Source organism: Micromonospora marincola (assembly GCF_056150385.1).
In genome coordinates, this window is sequence record NZ_JAXCFT010000009.1 from 195,229 (window position 1) to 211,371 (window position 16,143).

The 16,143-nt window shown below is 71.3% G+C and carries 15 protein-coding genes, 1 tRNA gene and 1 pseudogene; 9 read left to right on the forward strand and 8 right to left on the reverse strand.

Going from position 1 to position 16,143, the window contains the following annotated elements; all coding sequences use genetic code 11:
* Nucleotides 1-86: 86 nt before the first annotated feature.
* A complete protein-coding gene (locus SM450_RS20320; protein WP_474621317.1) occupies nucleotides 87-1,082 on the reverse strand; it encodes an LLM class flavin-dependent oxidoreductase in 996 nt (331 codons plus the stop codon).
* A gap of 61 nt (nucleotides 1,083-1,143) precedes the next feature.
* Nucleotides 1,144-1,623, reverse strand: coding sequence for an Lrp/AsnC family transcriptional regulator (locus SM450_RS20325; RefSeq protein ID WP_474621318.1), 480 nt, complete (start codon nucleotides 1,621-1,623; stop codon nucleotides 1,144-1,146).
* Between the two features lie 102 nt (nucleotides 1,624-1,725).
* On the opposite strand from SM450_RS20325, the gene SM450_RS20330 reads away from it, so the two are divergent.
* Nucleotides 1,726-2,883 (forward strand): trans-sulfuration enzyme family protein, encoded by a 1,158-nt coding sequence (locus tag SM450_RS20330; protein WP_474621319.1) that lies wholly within the window; start codon nucleotides 1,726-1,728, stop codon nucleotides 2,881-2,883.
* A gap of 75 nt (nucleotides 2,884-2,958) precedes the next feature.
* Here SM450_RS20330 and SM450_RS20335 read toward each other — a convergent pair whose 3' ends face one another.
* Both SM450_RS20335 and SM450_RS20340 read right to left on the reverse strand, forming a co-directional pair.
* Nucleotides 2,959-3,708, reverse strand: coding sequence for a terminase gpP N-terminus-related DNA-binding protein (locus SM450_RS20335; RefSeq protein WP_474621320.1), 750 nt, complete (start codon nucleotides 3,706-3,708; stop codon nucleotides 2,959-2,961).
* Nucleotides 3,709-3,739: 31 nt separating this feature from the next.
* Nucleotides 3,740-3,817, reverse strand: a tRNA-Leu gene (locus SM450_RS20340).
* Between the two features lie 94 nt (nucleotides 3,818-3,911).
* On the opposite strand from SM450_RS20340, the gene SM450_RS20345 reads away from it, so the two are divergent.
* The 8 genes from SM450_RS20345 to polA all read left to right on the forward strand — a co-directional run bounded on the left by SM450_RS20345 (nucleotide 3,912) and on the right by polA (nucleotide 13,748).
* Nucleotides 3,912-4,532 (forward strand): ANTAR domain-containing response regulator, encoded by a 621-nt coding sequence (locus tag SM450_RS20345; RefSeq protein WP_281587537.1) that lies wholly within the window; start codon nucleotides 3,912-3,914, stop codon nucleotides 4,530-4,532.
* 48 nt (nucleotides 4,533-4,580) lie between these two features.
* Nucleotides 4,581-5,741 carry a hypothetical protein gene (locus tag SM450_RS20350; protein WP_474621321.1) on the forward strand — a complete coding sequence of 387 codons (1,161 nt, stop codon included), beginning with the start codon at nucleotides 4,581-4,583 and terminating at the stop codon, nucleotides 5,739-5,741.
* A 260-nt stretch (nucleotides 5,742-6,001) separates the two neighbouring features.
* A complete protein-coding gene (locus SM450_RS20355) occupies nucleotides 6,002-7,168 on the forward strand; it encodes a branched-chain amino acid ABC transporter substrate-binding protein (protein ID WP_474621322.1) in 1,167 nt (388 codons plus the stop codon).
* Between the two features lie 95 nt (nucleotides 7,169-7,263).
* On the forward strand, nucleotides 7,264-8,214 hold the full coding sequence (locus tag SM450_RS20360; protein ID WP_474621323.1) for a branched-chain amino acid ABC transporter permease: 951 nt from the start codon (nucleotides 7,264-7,266) through the stop codon (nucleotides 8,212-8,214).
* The gene (locus SM450_RS20365; protein ID WP_474621324.1) at nucleotides 8,211-9,365 is read left to right on the forward strand and encodes a branched-chain amino acid ABC transporter permease; all 1,155 of its coding nucleotides are present in this window, start codon (nucleotides 8,211-8,213) and stop codon (nucleotides 9,363-9,365) included. Before SM450_RS20360 ends, SM450_RS20365 begins: the two co-directional genes overlap by 4 nt.
* Nucleotides 9,358-10,278, forward strand: coding sequence for an ABC transporter ATP-binding protein (locus SM450_RS20370; protein WP_474621325.1), 921 nt, complete (start codon nucleotides 9,358-9,360; stop codon nucleotides 10,276-10,278). The genes SM450_RS20365 and SM450_RS20370 overlap by 8 nt, the downstream gene beginning before the upstream one ends.
* Complete coding sequence (locus SM450_RS20375; protein ID WP_474621326.1) at nucleotides 10,268-10,978, forward strand: ABC transporter ATP-binding protein; 711 nt, start codon at nucleotides 10,268-10,270, stop codon at nucleotides 10,976-10,978. The genes SM450_RS20370 and SM450_RS20375 overlap by 11 nt, the downstream gene beginning before the upstream one ends.
* Before the next feature lie 70 nt (nucleotides 10,979-11,048).
* On the forward strand, nucleotides 11,049-13,748 hold the full coding sequence (gene polA, locus SM450_RS20380; RefSeq protein ID WP_474621327.1) for a DNA polymerase I: 2,700 nt from the start codon (nucleotides 11,049-11,051) through the stop codon (nucleotides 13,746-13,748).
* A gap of 30 nt (nucleotides 13,749-13,778) precedes the next feature.
* On the opposite strand, the pseudogene SM450_RS20385 reads toward polA, so the two are convergent.
* The 4 genes and pseudogenes from SM450_RS20385 to SM450_RS20400 all read right to left on the reverse strand — a co-directional run.
* Nucleotides 13,779-14,123: pseudogene (locus SM450_RS20385) on the reverse strand (DUF3140 domain-containing protein); the annotation flags it as partial.
* Nucleotides 14,110-14,328, reverse strand: a complete 219-nt coding sequence (locus SM450_RS20390) for a hypervirulence associated TUDOR domain-containing protein (RefSeq protein ID WP_474621328.1) — start codon at nucleotides 14,326-14,328, stop codon at nucleotides 14,110-14,112. The gene SM450_RS20390 and the pseudogene SM450_RS20385, both read right to left, overlap by 14 nt.
* Before the next feature lie 41 nt (nucleotides 14,329-14,369).
* The gene (locus SM450_RS20395; protein WP_474621329.1) at nucleotides 14,370-14,885 is read right to left on the reverse strand and encodes a Uma2 family endonuclease; all 516 of its coding nucleotides are present in this window, start codon (nucleotides 14,883-14,885) and stop codon (nucleotides 14,370-14,372) included.
* Between the two features lie 139 nt (nucleotides 14,886-15,024).
* Nucleotides 15,025-15,828 (reverse strand): class I SAM-dependent methyltransferase, encoded by an 804-nt coding sequence (locus SM450_RS20400; protein WP_474621330.1) that lies wholly within the window; start codon nucleotides 15,826-15,828, stop codon nucleotides 15,025-15,027.
* Between the last annotated feature and the right edge of the window lie 315 nt (nucleotides 15,829-16,143).

The window sequence follows — 16,143 nt, forward strand, 5'->3', positions numbered from 1 at the left end:
CCCGACCGGGAATGCCGTACCACCACCGAGGACTAAGTTATGCGTCCCACGCGACGCTGCGGTGACGTGGCTATGAAGAGCGTGTTTCAGCCGTCCCGGCGCAGGCCGCCGGCGACCTTCTCGGCGATCAACTCGTACGAGCGGACCCGGTCGGCCACGTCGTAGACCATCGCGGTCAGCATCAACTCGTCCGCGCCGGTGCGCTCCAGCAACTCCCCGAGCTGCCGGGCCACCGTCTCCGGCGAGCCCGTGGCCTGGCCGTCGCGGCGCTGGGCCACGAACTCCCGCTCCAGCTCCGAGTACGGGTAGGCCGCCGCCTCCTCCGGCGTGACGAGCGGCTCCGGCCGCCCCGACCGCAGCTTCAGGAACGACAACCCGGCCGGCCCGGCCAGCCACTCCGCCCGCTCGTCGGTCTCCGCGCACACCGCGTTCACCGCCACCATCGCGTACGGCCGGTCCAGCCACCGCGACGGCCGGAAGTGCTGCCGGTAGAGCCGCAACGCCGGGATCGTGTGCTGCGAGCTGAAGTGGTGCGCGAAGGAGAACGGCAACCCGAGCAGGCCGGCGAGCTGGGCGCTGAACCCGCTCGACCCGAGCAGCCACACCTGCGGCGACTGCCCGCGCCCCGGCGTCGCCGTGATCGGACCCGGCTCCTTGCCGCTGAAGTAGTTCATCAGGTCGGCCAGCTCGCGCGGGAAGTGCTCGGCGGACAGGCCCTCCATGGTGCGGCGCAGTGCCAACGCGGTCACCTGGTCGGTGCCGGGCGCCCGGCCGATGCCCAGGTCGATCCGGCCCGGGTGCAGCGCCTCCAACGTGCCGAACTGCTCCGCCACCACGAGCGGCGCGTGGTTGGGCAGCATCACCCCACCGGAACCCAACCGGATCGTGTGCGTGTTCGCGGCCAGGTGGGCGAGCAGCACCGCGGGCGCCGAACTGGCGATCGCCGGCATGTTGTGGTGCTCGGCCACCCAGAACCGGCGGTAGCCCAGCTCCTCGGTGCGTCGGGCCAGCTCGGTGGTGTGCCGCAGCGCCTCACCGGCACTGCCGGTCGCGGCCACCGGGGCAAGGTCAAGGACAGACATCGGTACGTCGATCACGCCATGGTGCAACCCGCCACCTGCCGGAATTGTTCCGTCGGGTGGGTCAGCCCATACCCCGGGCCTGCTCGAAGATCAGGCTGGTCTGGGTGTGCTGGACCGCCGGATCCACCGCCAGATGGTCGAGCACGAAGTCCCGCAGCGCGTCCCCGGACGCCGCCCGCACGTGCAGCACGTAGTCCTCCGCGCCCGCCACGTGGAACACCGACACCACCCCCGGCAGCCGCACCGACCGGGCCCGGAACGCGTCCACCGCGGCCCGTTCGTGCGCCGTCAGCCGCACCGACACCAGCGCCTGCAACGGCAGCCCCACCGCGGCCGGATCCACGTCGGCGTGGAACCCGCGGATCGCCCCGCACTCGCGCAACGCCCGGGTCCGGGTCAGACACGTCGACGGGGCCACCCCCACCCGCTCGGCGAGCGCGTTGTTCGGCAGCCGCCCGTCCACGGTCAGCGCGGTCAGGATCGCGCGATCGACGTCGTCCAGACCGGAGAACGGCCGTACATCATTCGGTGCGGGAGGCATGCTGCCATCCTCCACCGAAGATGCGTACGGCGGAAGCATGTTCACCAGAATCTTGTTCGCTTCTCTTGCCCTCCGGTGTGAGGATGTTCGACGCTTCCGGGCATGACCGCCGTGGACACCGCAGCCGTGCACGCCGGGCGTGACGACCTCGCCGGTCTCGGCGTCCACGTCCCGCCCATCGACCTCTCCACCACCAACCCGCTGCCCTCGGTGGCCGACGGCGGCGACGCCTACGAGACCCTCGCCACCGGCAACCCGCTCCCGGCCGGCGGCAGCGCCGTCTACCAGCGGCTCTGGAACCCCACCGTGGCCCGCTTCGAAACCGCCCTCGCCCAGCTCGAAGGCACCGCCGAGGCGGTCGCCTTCGCCAGCGGCATGGCCGCGCTCACCGCGACCCTGCTCGCCGCCACCCGCGACGGGAAGCGCCACGTCGTCGCCGTCCGCCCCCTCTACGGCGGCACCGACCACGTCCTCGCCAGCGGCCTGCTCGGCACCGAGGTCACCTGGGCCCGCGCCGACGACGTCGCCGCCGCGATCCGCACCGACACCGCCCTGGTCGTGGTCGAGACCCCGGCCAACCCCACCCTCGACCTGGTCGACATCGCCGCGCTCGCCACCGCCACCGGGAACGTCCCGCTGCTCGTCGACAACACCGTCGCGACCCCGGTGCTCCAACAACCCGCCCGGCACGGCGCCGCCCTCGTCCTGCACAGCGCCACCAAGAGCATCGGCGGCCACGGCGACGTCCTCGCCGGCGTCGTCGCCTGCGCGCCCGACTGGGCCGCCCGGCTGCGCCAGGTCCGCGCCGTCACCGGCGCCGTCCTGCACCCGCTCGGCGCCTACCTGCTGCACCGCGGCCTCCAGACCCTGCCGCTGCGGGTCCGCGCCCAGCAGGCCGGCGCCGAGAAACTCGCCGCCTGGCTCGCCGGCCACCCGGCCGTCGAACAGGTCCACCACCCGTCCCGGCGCGACCCGGCCGGCCTGGTCGGCCGCCAGATGTCCGGCGGCGGCAGCCTGCTCGCCTTCGAGGTACGCGGCGGCGCGCCCGCCGCTGCCACGGTCGCCGGCGCCTGCGAGCTGATCACCCACGCCGTCTCGCTCGGCGGCGTCGACACGCTGATCCAGCACCCGGCCTCGCTGACGCACCGGCCGGTCGAGGGCGACGCCAAGCCGTGCGGCGCGCTGCTGCGGGTCTCGGTCGGGCTGGAGGACCCGGAGGACCTGCGCGCGGACCTGGCGCGGGCGCTGGCGTCGCTCTGAGGCGCGCCGGGGCGGGTGTCGAGGGCTGAGCCGGACCGGTCGCCGCCGGCCTCGTGCCCACAGCGCGCCGTCCGGTCAGGACTTCGGGCCGACGTGTTGGTCCAGCGCGGCGACCGCCTCCCGCCGGGCCACCGACAGGGACCACGGCAGGTTCATCCGCCAGGCGATACCGAGCAGGTCGAGGGCCCACTGACAGAGCGCCATGATGTCGGTGGAGCGGTTGGAGAACATGTAACGGGGATAGACGTACTCCTTTCCGCGGGTGACGACCCGGTTGGCGAAGCGGCAGCCGTCGGAGTGGAACAGGCCGCGCAGGAAGTGGCCCGGATGTGCCTCGACGATGGTCCGCTGCCAGTCGGCCAGGACGATCGGGCGCTCGTGCTTCTTGCCCGGCCCGTGCTGCGGCAGCAGGCATGGCCAGTGCTTGCCGTAGCTCTGCACATTGACGCAGCCCTGTTGCTGGACGCGCTGCACCTTCTCGGCCAGCACCGCTCGCATGGCGTCGTCGCATGCCTCGATCAGACCCGGCCAGCAGTCGCTGCAGGAGATCCGGAGCACCGGCACCCGGGCGCTGGTGACGAGATGCCCGTCGCCGAGGTAGAGGCCGAGAAGGTAGGCGTAGGCCGCCGGATCTGTCGGAACGTGGACATCTTCACGGCAGCGAAAACATCGCGACGCGGTGCCCAACTGCTTCGGCTCCGGGCGATCCTTGCACCAGTGGCGCACGGTTGGATAGGAGAGCCCCACGGTCCGCGCCACCTCGGCGACGGTCGCGCCGCCGAGGTAGAGACGTCGCGCTCGAGCGCGAATTTCGGGTGGATGCACAGGACTATGGTCGAACGCCTGTATGACACTTTGGTGCCCTCGGTGGGATTCGAACCCACACTGTATGGAGTTTGAATCCATTGCCTGCTGCCAGTTGGGCTACGAGGGCGTTCCGTGATTCGGCCTCGACAGCCTACCCGCTAGGCTGAGGGCGGTGACACCCGGCACGGCGGGTGTCGGGTTCGAACCGGTGGGAGTGGCTCGTGGGCGAGATGCAGACGGATGCCGAGCGCAAGCGCGTTCTGATCGCCGAGGACGAGGCGCTGATCCGGCTGGACCTGGCCGAGATGCTTGTCGAGGAGGGTTACGAGGTGGTCGGCGAGGCCGGCGACGGTGAGACCGCCGTCAAGCTCGCCGAGGAGCTCAAGCCGGATCTGGTCATCCTCGACATCAAGATGCCGATCATGGACGGGCTGGCCGCCGCCGAGCGGATCGCCGGCGCGCGCATCGCCCCGGTGATCATCCTGACCGCGTTCAGCCAGCGCGACCTGGTCGAGCGGGCCCGGGCGGCGGGCGCTATGGCCTACCTGGTCAAGCCGTTCCAGAAGAGCGACCTGGTGCCGGCGGTGGAGATCGCGCTGTCCCGCTACTCCGAGGTCGCCGCGCTGGAGGCGGAGGTGGCCGGTCTGACCGACCGGCTGGAGATCCGCAAGACCGTGGAGCGGGCCAAGGGCGCGCTGATGACGACGTACGGGATGACCGAGCCCGAGGCGTTCAAGTGGATCCAGCGCACCGCGATGGACCACCGGATGACCATGAAGGAGGTCGCCGAGCGGATCCTCGCCGAGACCGCCGGCGGCGAGGTGGCGCAGCCCGCCTCCTGACCCGGCGGCCGGTTCCCGGCGTCGCCTCCGATCGATACGGTTGCCGTCATGCGACGTTCGCTGGCGGTGCTCGGCCTGCTCGTGGCGCTGCTTGCTGCCTGCCAGGCGCCCGACGCGCCCATCCCCGCCCCCGAGCCGCTGCGTCCGGCCTGGCAGCCGGTCGACCTGCCGCTTCCGCCCGGTCTCTCCGGCCGGGTCGCGTTGCGTGACGCCGCCGCCTGCGGGGGCCGCTGGTTCGTGGTGGGCGCGGTGCTGGACGCCGACGGAACCCCGCATCCGGCGGCCTGGTCGAGTGTGGACGCGCGTGCCTGGGTGGCGCTGCGTCCGGTGCCGCGCAGCACGTACGGCCCGGAGAACCTGCTCACCGCGGTCGGCTGCCGGGCCGGCCGGCCGGTGGCGGTCGGTGGGCGCAGCGGCGGGGTGCACGGCAATCCCCGGATCAGCACCTGGCGCCTGGACGCCGACGGTTCGCTTGTGGAGGTGCCGGCGGAGTTCGAGGTGTTCGGCGGGCCGGACGCGGTGAACGTGGGCCGGGTGGCGGGTGGGCCGGGCGGCTGGTTGATCTCCGGGAACCGGGCCACCGGCGCGGCGGCCTGGGTGTCGGCGGACGGGTCGGACTTCCGTCTGGTGAGTGGCGTGCCGGGATTGGCCACGGACGGGGTGGGCCGGCCGTGGGTGGCCGACGGCGCGGCGGCCGGGTCGGGGTGGCTCATGGTGGGCTCGGTGCTGCCGTCGGGGCGTACCGGCTCGGACGCGGCGGTGTGGACCTCGCCGGACGGGTCGGCCTGGCGGCGCGCGGTGCTGCCCGGCGGCGGCGTCGACCAGGATCTGCAACGGGTGGTCCGGGTGGGTGACCGGGCGGTGGCGGTGGGCCGGCGGGGCGACGACCTGGGCGCGTGGGTGGCCGACGGCGACGCCTGGCGGCCTGGTGGTGCCGTCCCGGGTGGCGCGGAGCGGCCGGGCCGGGTCTGGGGTCTGTCGGCGCGCGGCGACGGCGCGTTCGCGGTGGTCGCCGGCGCGGCGTCGGAGGGGGGCTGGTTCTCGCCGGACGGTGACCGGTGGTCGCCGGTGGCGCTGCCGGTGGCGGTTCCGTGGGGTAACGACAGGTCGGTCGCGGTGGCCGCGGCGGGTGACGTCGCCCTGCTGCTGGTGGACGACGGCGCGGCGGCGCGGGTGTGGTCGGCGCGGGGGGCGTGGCGGCCCGCCTGAGCTTTTCACCAGCGTGTTTCCGGCGGGTGTCGGATGTCCGATGGTCCCACCGGTGATCCCGGTGTGTTACACCACCGCCGTGAATCCGGCCACTCAACGTAACGGTTAGGTCAACCCCGCTTCTCAGGTCTACCTTCGGCACCCGCCGGTGGGATAACGTCCCGGCCCAGACCGGGATCGCGGTCGGTCCGGCCAACCCTCGCAAGGTCCAATTCGCGCTGGGTGGTTTCCGGGCCTTCGGACGGAGGAGGGTACGAGCCGTGAGGCAGAAGCTCGCACGGGTGCTCGGTGGTGTGGCCATCGGCGCGCTCGTTTTCAGTGGCGCGGCCTGCAAGGCTGACAGTGGTGATGAGGCGGGTGGCGGCAGCAAGGCCGCCTGCGACCTGAAGATCGGCTTCTTCGGCCCGCTGACCGGCGATGCCGCGGGTCTCGGTATCCACATGCGCAACGGCACCAAGCTGGCCATCGACCAGTACAACAAGGACAACGCGGACTGCAAGGTCAACCTGGAGGAGTACGACTCCCAGGGTGACCCGGCCAAGGCCCCGGCGCTGGCTCAGAAGGCCGCCGGTGACGCCAAGGTCGTCGGCATCATCGGTCCGGCGTTCTCCGGTGAGTCGGAGGTGGCCGACCCGATCTTCGACGAGGCCGGCCTGCCGATCATCACGCCGTCGGCCACCCGGCCGAGCCTGAGCACCAAGAACTGGAAGATCTTCCACCGGGGCGTCGGCAACGACACCTCGCAGGGTCCGGCCGCCGGCCGCTACATCAAGGACGTCCTGAAGGCCGAGAAGGTCTACGTGGTGGACGACCAGTCGGCGTACGGCGCGGGTCTGGTGGACGAGGTGAAGAAGGTTCTCGGCGCGGTCGCGGGCGAGGACAAGATCCAGGTCAAGCAGACCAACTTCTCCGCCGTGGTCACCAAGATCCAGAGCAGCGGCGCGAACGTCCTCTTCTTCGGTGGCTACTACACCGAGGCCGGCCTGCTGCTCAAGCAGCTCAAGGGCGCGGGCTGGAAGGGCACGATGGTCGCCGGTGACGGTGTCAACGACGCCAACTTCATCAAGGTCGCCGGCCAGCAGGTCGCCGAGGGCACGATCCTGACCTGCCCGTGCGCCCCGGCCACGGCCGCCAAGGGCTCGTTCGTGACCGACTACAAGGCCGCGTTCGACAACGCCGAGCCGGGCACCTACGCCGACGTGTCGTACGACATCTCCAAGATCATGCTGGAGGGCATCAAGGACGGCAAGGGCACTCGCGCCGACCTGCTGAGCTTCATCAAGTCCTACAACAAGGCCGGTGGCGCGACCGGCGTGACCTACAAGTTCGAGTCCACCGGCGAGCTGGACCCGGCGCAGGTCATCGTGTGGGCGTTCAAGGTGAACGCGGGCAAGGTCGTCCCCGACATCGAGATCCCCAAGAGCTGACCGGTTCATCCGGTCCTGTCACGGGACACCAGGCGTGCGGCCGGGAGTGAGTTTCTCCCGGCCGCACGGCTTGGCCGCACAGTTGGAGCCCCCACTTGAACTTCGATGAGCTCTTCGGGAACTTCCCGACGCTGACCATCACGGGCCTGGAGCAGGGCGCGATCTACGCGCTCATCGCCCTCGGCTACACCCTGGTGTACGGCGTTCTACGCCTGATCAACTTTGCTCACTCCGAGGTCTTCATGGTCGGTACCTTCTCCGCCCTGTGGACCTGGCAGGCCCTCGGCTACGACCAGAACTCGGCCGCCCCGGCCCTCGGCCCGCTGATCCTGGCGGTCGTCGCCGGGCTCGCGGTGGCGATGGTCGCCTCGGCGGCCACGGCGGTCACCGTCGAGCTGGTGGCCTACCGGCCGCTGCGCAAGCGCAACGCGCCGCCACTGGCCTTCCTCATCACCGCGATCGGCGCCTCGTTCGTGCTCGCCGAGTCCTTCGGCATCGGCACCAGCCGCGCGCCGTTCGGCATGCCGACGATGATCCCGCAGGAGACGGTGTTCACCGTTTTCGGCGCGGCCGTGACGAACCTCCAGTTGGTGATCCTCGGCGTCACGCTTGTCATGATGGTGGCGCTGGACCAGTTCGTGAACCGCAGCCGGCTCGGCCGCGGCATCCGCGCGGTGGCCCAGGACCCGGACACCGCCGCCCTGATGGGCGTCAACAAGAACCGGGTCATCCTGCTGGTCTTCGTGCTCGGCGGCCTGATGGCAGGCGTGGGCGCGCTCCTGTGGGACCTGCGGTTCGGCTACACCAAGTTCAACGTCGGCTTCCTGATCGGGCTCAAGGCGTTCGCCGCCGCGGTGCTCGGCGGCATCGGCAACCTGCGCGGCGCGCTGCTCGGCGGCCTGCTGCTGGGGGTGGCGGAGAACTACGCCGCCGGCCTGTTCGGCGGCGACTGGAAGGACTTCACCGGTTTCGTGCTGCTGATCGTGCTGCTGATGTTCCGGCCGACAGGTCTGCTCGGCGAATCTCTCGGGAGGGCGCGCGCATGACCGCCACCGTGGACAAGAAGCGGACCGGGGGCATCAGGACCCGCTGGGCCGCCATGCCCAGGCAGGTGCGCTGGGCGGCGATCGCGGCGCTGATCGTGCTGCTCTACATCCTGCCGAACAAGTGGTTCTACGAATATCTGGGCTTCCCGATCGGAAGCGAGTACTTCGCCCTCTACACCACCCGCTCGGACTTCGCCGGCGTGCTCTTCGACACCGCCGTGTTCGTGCTGCTGGCCGTGGGCCTCAACGTGGTGGTCGGTTTCGCCGGCCTGCTCGACCTGGGCTACTTCGGCTTCTACGCGCTCGGCGCGTACACGGTCGCGTTGCTCACCTCGCCGGAGAGCCGGTTCGGCACGAACTGGCCGTGGCTGGCGGCGGTGCCGCTGGCGGTGATGGTGGCGATGATCTCGGGGGTGATCCTCGGCGGCCCGACGCTGCGCCTGCGCGGTGACTACCTGGCCATCGTGACGCTCGGCTTCGCCGAGATGATCCGGCTGTACGCGGCCCGCCAGGACGGCCTCGCCCAGGGCCAGCGGGGCATCCCGGCGATCCCGCACCCACCGGGCCACGGCAGCGACGGCAAGGCGCTGTTCGGGGTGGTCGACTCCCGGCCGTACTACTGGCTCATGCTGACGCTGATCCTGGTCGTGCTGGTGCTGATCCGGAACCTGGCCAACAGCCGGGTCGGCCGGGCCTGGGTGGCGATCCGCGAGGACGAGGACGCCGCCGAGGTGATGGGCGTGCCCACGTTCAAGTACAAGCTGTGGGCGTTCGCGATCGGGGCGGCGGTGGCCGGCCTGACCGGCGCGGTCTTCGCCGGCAAGCAGACGTTCATCAACTCGGACCAGTTCGTGCTGGAGAGCTCCATCCTGGTGCTGGCCGCGGTGATCCTCGGCGGCGCCGGCAACATCAAGGGCGCCATCGTCGGCGGCGCGGTCACCTGGTACCTGCCGGAGTGGCTGCGTGGCGTCGGTGACCTCCTCGGGCTGGAGTTCGACGCCGCCGAGTACCGGATCCTGGTGTTCGGCCTCGTGGTCATCATCATGATGATCTTCCGGCCGCAGGGTCTGGTGCCCAACCGGCGGCGGGCGGCCGAGCTCGCCGACCGGCGCAAGGAAGCGGTTCCCCAGGAGACGGTGCCCAATGAGTGAGCCGCAGATGCACAGCGAGCGCGACGCGACGAGCGAGCGGGACATCGCCGACGACGGGCGCAGCACGGTCGGCACCCCACCGGAGTCCGGCTCGGACACCCCGGTGGAGCCGACGCCGGGCGACACCGCGCCGGCCGGCCGCGAACCGCTGCTGGAGGTCGACCACGTCACCCTCCGCTTCGGCGGTGTGGTGGCGCTCAACGACGTCGCGTTCACCCTCTACAAGGGGGAGATCCTCGGCCTGATCGGCCCGAACGGCGCCGGCAAGACGACCTGCTTCAACGCGATGACGGGCGTCTACCGGCCCACCGAGGGCGAGATCCGGTTCGACGGGCAGCGGATCAACGGCAAGCGCCGGAGCTGGATCACCAAGGCGGGCGTCGCCCGTACGTTCCAGAACATCCGGCTGTTCCCGGAGATGACCGCGCTGGAGAACGTGATGGTGGGCGCGGACGCCCACCACAAGACCAGCGTGATCTCCGCGATGCTGCGGCTGCCGCGGCACTGGCGGGAGGAGCGGGAGGGCCGGGAGAAGGCCCGCGAGCTGCTCCGCTTCGTCGGTATCGAACGCCGCATCGGGGACCTGGCGCGCAATCTCTCGTACGGCGAGCAGCGCCGGCTGGAGATCGCCCGGGCCCTGGCGACCGACCCGAAGCTGCTCTGCCTGGACGAGCCGGCCGCCGGCTTCACCCCGGCGGAGAAGGAGGAACTGCTCGGGTTGATCCGGAAGATCCGCGACAATGGCACCACGGTGTTGCTGATCGAGCACGACATGCGACTCGTCATGGGCGTGACCGACCGGATCGTGGTGCTGGAGTTCGGCAAGAAGATCGCCGAGGGCCTGCCGGCCGCGGTCCGCGAGGACCCGAAGGTGATCGCCGCGTACCTGGGGGTGCCGACCGATGCTGCTTGAGATCAACGACCTGACGCTGCTGTACGGGCGGATCCAGGCGCTGCACGGGATCAGCCTGCACGTCGACGAGGGTGAGGTGGTGGCCCTGATCGGCGCGAACGGCGCCGGCAAGACCACCACCATGCGGGCCATCTCCGGGCTGCGCCCGGTGGCCGAGGGCTCGATCGTCTTCAACGGCACCGACGTCACCCGGATGCGGGCCGACCTGCGGGTGGTCCGGGGCATCGGGCAGGCGCCCGAGGGTCGCGGCGTCTTCCCCGGCATGACGGTCATCGAGAACCTGGAGATGGGCGCGTACACCAGGCGGGACCGGGCGGGCATCGCCGAGGACCTGAAGATGGTCATGGACCTCTTCCCCCGGCTGCACGAGCGGCGCAAGCAGGCCGGCGGCACGCTCTCCGGCGGCGAGCAGCAGATGCTGGCGGTGGGCCGGGCGTTGATGGCCCGCCCGAAGCTGCTGCTGCTCGACGAGCCCTCGATGGGTCTCGCGCCGATGCTGATCCAGCAGATCTTCGAGATCATCACCCGGATCAACGAGCAGGGCACCACCATCCTGCTTGTCGAGCAGAACGCCCAGCAGGCGCTCTCCCGCGCCCACCGGGCCTACGTGCTGGAGACCGGCCGGATCGTCAAGGAGGGCACCGGCCGGGACCTGCTGCACGACCAGGCGGTCAAGGACGCGTACCTCGGCGTGGCCTGAGGTCGTACCGGCCGCCGTCGTCGGTGCGGCCGGGCCCGGCTTGTCGGGGCCACGGACTAGAGTCGCTGCCGTGACAGCTACGACGCCGCGCCTGCTCCTCGTCGACGGACATTCCCTGGCATACCGGGCGTTCTTCGCCCTGCCTGTGGAAAACTTCTCCACCACCACGGGGCAGCCGACGAACGCCGTCTACGGCTTCACCTCGATGCTGATCAACGTGCTCCGCGACGAGCAGCCGACCCACATCGTGGTCGCCTTCGACGTCTCCCGCCACTCCTTCCGCACCGACCGTTACGCGGAGTACAAGGCCGGCCGCAGCGAGACCCCGACCGACTTCAAGGGCCAGGTGAGCCTGGTCAAGGAGGTCCTCGCGGCGCTGCGGGTGCCGGTCGTGGAGGCGCCGGGCTACGAGGCCGACGACGTCATCGCCACGCTCGCCTGCCAGGCCCGCGACCAGGGCATGGACGTGCTGATCACCACCGGCGACCGGGACGCGTTCCAGCTCGTCGGCGACCAGGTCACCGTGCTCTACCCGCGCAAGGGCGTCTCCGACCTGGCCCGGATGGACCCGGCGGCGGTCGAGGCGAAATACGGCGTCACGCCGGACCGCTACCGCGACCTGGCCGCGCTCGTCGGCGAGACGAGCGACAACCTGCCCGGCGTCCCAGGCGTCGGCCCGAAGACCGCGGCCAAGTGGATCAACCTGTACGGCGGGGTCGAGGGTGTGGTGGCCCGGGCCGACGAGATCAAGGGCAAGGCCGGCGAGAGCCTGCGCGAGCGGCTGGCCGACGTGATCCGCAACTACGAGATCAACTGCCTGGTCGCCGACCTGGAGCTGCCGGTGCGGCCCGAGGACGCCCGCTGGCCGGGCTGGGACCGGGAGGCCGTGCACCAGGTCTTCGACACGCTCCAGTTCCGCATCCTGCGGGACCGCCTCTACCAATACCTGGAGGCCGTCGAGCCGGAGGCCGAGGCCGGCTTCGAGCTGGCCGGCGAGGTGCTTACCGAGCCGGGCGCGCTCGCCGGCTGGCTGGACACGCACGCCGGCGCCGGCACGCCTGTCGGCCTGGCCGCCACGCTCGACACCGGCCCCAACCGCCGGCACACCGCCACCGTGACCGCGATGGCGCTCGCCACCACCGACGGCGCGGCGGCCTGGTTCGACCCGAGCCGGCTGGACGCCGGCGATGAGTCCGCCCTGGCCGGCTGGCTGGCCGACGCCGGGCGCCCGAAGGTGCTGCACGACAGCAAGCCGGCGGTGCTGGCGTTCGCCGCGCACGGCTGGGATCTTCGGGGCATCGCCCGTGACACCCAGATCGCCGCCTACCTGGCCCGCCCCGACCAACGCTCCTACGACCTCACCGACCTGGCCCTGCGCTACCTGCACCGGGAGCTGCGCGTCGACGCGCCGGAGACCGGCCAGCTCACCCTGGACGGGTTCGGCGACGAGGGCGCGGCCGAGCAGAACCTGATGCTCCAGGCCCGGGCCACGCTCGACCTCGCCGACGCCATCGACGCCGAGCTGTCCCGCGACGGCGAGCAGTCCGCGCGGCTGATGGCCGGCGTGGAGCTGCCGCTGATGCGGGTGCTGGCCAACATGGAGCGCACCGGCATCGCCGCCGACACCGACTACCTCTCCGAGCTGGAGGCCCACTTCGCCGCCGAGGTGAAGGCCGCCGCCCAGAGCGCCTACGCGGTGGTCGGCCGGGAGTTCAACCTCGGCTCGCCCAAGCAGTTGCAGGAGATCCTCTTCACCGAGCTGGGCCTGCCCAAGACCAAGCGGATCAAGACCGGCTACACCACCGACGCCGACGCCCTCCAGTGGCTCTACGCCCAGACCGAGCATCCGCTGCTGCACCACCTGCTGCGCCACCGCGACGTGGCCAAGCTCAAGTCGACTGTCGACGGGCTGCTCAAGTCGGTCTCCGACGACGGCCGGATCCACACCACGTTCAACCAGACCGTGGCCGCGACCGGGCGCCTGTCGTCCACCGAGCCCAACCTGCAGAACATCCCCATCCGCACCGAGGAAGGGCGACGGATCCGGCGCGCGTTCGTCGTCGGCGAGGGCTACGAGTGCCTGCTCACCGCCGACTACAGCCAGATCGAGATGCGGATCATGGCGCACCTGTCCTCCGACGAGGCGCTGATCGAGGCGTTCAACTCCGGCCACGACTTCCACGCCGCGACCGCCTCCTCGGTCTTCACCGTCGACGTCGGCCAGGTCACCGCCGACCAGCGGCGCAAGATCAAGGCGATGAACTACGGCCTGGCGTACGGGCTGAGCGCGTTCGGCCTGTCCCAGCAGCTCGGCATCACCGCCGAGGAGGCGCGCGGGCTGATGGAGAACTACTTCGCCGGGTTCGGCGGGGTCCGCGACTATCTCCAGGAGGTGGTGGCCCGGGCCCGGCAGGACGGCTACACCTCCACCATTCTGGGCCGCCGCCGCTACCTGCCCGACCTGGTGAGCGACAACCGGCAGCGCCGAGAGATGGCCGAGCGGATGGCGCTCAACGCCCCGATCCAGGGCTCGGCGGCCGACCTCATCAAGGTCGCCATGCTGCACGTCGACGCCGCGCTGCGCGACGCCGGGCTGCGCTCGCGGATGCTGTTGCAGGTGCACGACGAGTTGGTCTTCGAGGTCGCCCCGGGCGAGCGGGAGGCGCTGGAGGCCCTGGTGCGCAAGGAGATGGGCGCCGCCCACCCGCTGTCGGTGCCGCTAGAGGTCTCGGTCGGCGAGGGCCACGACTGGAACAGCGCAGACCACTGACCGCAGCAGTCGAGGTCGCGTGACGGGTCAGCCCTTGAGCGGGTCGTGGCCCCAGTTCATCAGCGACCAGCGCCACCTCGTGTCGCGGACGTCGCCGGACGGGCGCTGGGCCAGGTGCCGGTGCACGTACCCGATCACCTTGCGCATGTGCTTGTAGTCGGCGGCGGTGAGCTGGTCGCGTTTGCGGCGCAGCAGGTCGACGATCCGGCGGCCGGAGTCGTGCCCGACGGACTCGCCGCCCTTCGTGCCCGGCTTGTGCCAGCCGACGTGCTTGGACTCGTCGGTCTCCAGCCAGCGGGTCAGCTCGGCGGGCTTCATGTTCACCGCGTCGGTGAACTCCCGGTACGTCTGCTGCGGGTCCTCACTCCGACTCACGGCGCAGCACCTCCGGTCGGTGGGCGACGTCCCGGCCGGAATCGTCGTTGACGATCCGGTACTGCGGCTGCTCCGGCGAGGCGTTCACCTGATGCCCGCGTACGTGGGTGCGCTCGGTCAGCTTCTCCTTGACCACGCCGTGCGCCCGGCCGCTGTGACTGGCCCAGGAGACGTGGTCGCCGGCGCGGAACTCCCTCTCGGCCATGCCAACCGGTTACCCGCCCGCCTGGGCGAGTAACGACGCGGTCAGGGCCGGATCTCGGCGATCGGCAGCTTGAGGTCGAACGGCTCGGTCAGCTCGATCACCTCGCTGCCGTCGGTCACCAGCTCGTACTGACGCTCGCCGCCCGGGCCGATCCGGTCGCCGAGGCGGTACGCGTAGAGGTGCACCGGGTCCTGCTCGATCCGCCAGTAGAACGGGATGCCGGCGGCGGCGTACTCGCCGGGCTTGGCGAACCGGTCCACCCGCCGGGTGCCGGGCGAGACGATCTCCACGGCGAGTACGACGTCGTCGGGGAGTAGGAGGCGGCGGTCGAACGGCAGCCCGGCGTGGTGCAGCAGCACATCGGGTCGGCGGACCGTGTTGACGTCGAGACCGACACAGACCGCCTGGGTGGCGCGCACCGTCGTTGGCGCATGCGTTCGCAGCCATCCTCTCAGCAGGCCGGAGACGGCCTGGTGGCCGATGGTGGGGAGCGGCGTCACCTGGAAGATCCCGTCGACCAGTTTGGCGTGCGGGGCGTCGTCCGGAAGCCTCAGCATGTCGTCCACGGTGTGGTCGGCCTGCTGCTGACGGAGGGGATCCGGGCACCATGGGGAGGTTGCTGACGCGATCGTCCCGGCCATCCGTTCAGTGTTGTCGGACGGTCGCCGCCGACGTCGCACCGGGCGTGCGACGCGCTCAGCCCGCGGGCTTCTCGGTGACGAAGATGGCGGTGCCGGGGAAGAGCCGGCCGCGCAGCGGGCTCCACTGGCCCCACGTCCCCTCGTGCCCGGCCGGCCACTCCGGCTCTACCAGGTCGAGCAGGCGGAATCCGGCGCCGACCAGCTCCCGGATCCGGTCGCCGAGGGTGCGGTGCTGCTCGACGTACGTGGCGGCGCCGTGCTCGTCCTGCTCGACGTAGGGGGAGCGGTCGAAGTACGAGTGCACGGCGGTCAGCCCGCCCTCGCCCGGGTCGTCGAGGAAGATCCAGCGCATCGGGTGGGTGACCGCGAAGACCCACCGGCCGCCGGGGCGCAGCACGCGGGCCACCTCGCGCATCGCCGCCGCGGAGTCGTCCACGAACGGAATCGCCCCGAACGCGGTGCAGACCGTGTCGAAGGCGTCGTCGGAGAAGGGCAGGGCCAGCGCGTCGGCCTGGACCAGCGGTACGCGTACCCCGGTCCGGTGGGCGGCCTGCGCGGCGTGCCGCAACATGCCGGCGGAGAGGTCCAGGGCGACCGGCCGGGCGCCCCGGGCGGCGAGCCAGCGGGCGGCGGCGGCAGCGCCGGCGCCGAGTTCGAGGACCCGCCGGCCGGTGACGTCGCCGAGCAGCCGGGCGTCGGCCTCGCGCAGCCCCTCCGGGCACCAGACGAAGTCGACCTCGCCCAGGAACGCGCCGTGCTCGGCCTGGTAGGCGTCGGCGTCGGTGTCCCACCAGCCGCGGTTGGCGCGGCGGATCTCGGCGGCACCGACCCGCCGGCGGGTCACCCTGTCGTCGTCCACCCGGTCCACGCTAGGGCCGGGTGGACGCCGGGGTGCGGGCGGGGCGGCGTGTGACTGGTGTGGCAGATGTGACGGACGAGACAGGCGTGGCACCTTACCGCGCGAAATCTCCGCTTTCGCAGCCGATGCGGGCGCGGAGACCCGGGAGGGCTTGCACGCTGTGGTAATGCAGCGGGTAGGCTAGACGATGCGCTCGCGGATCGTGTGCCTCGGCAGGGAGCAGGTGTGCGGTCACCGGAGCCACTAATGATCTTCTCGCGTCGATCGTTCGGTGTGCCCGGCGACGGATCCGCTGGCGCGGAAGAGTCACCGCGA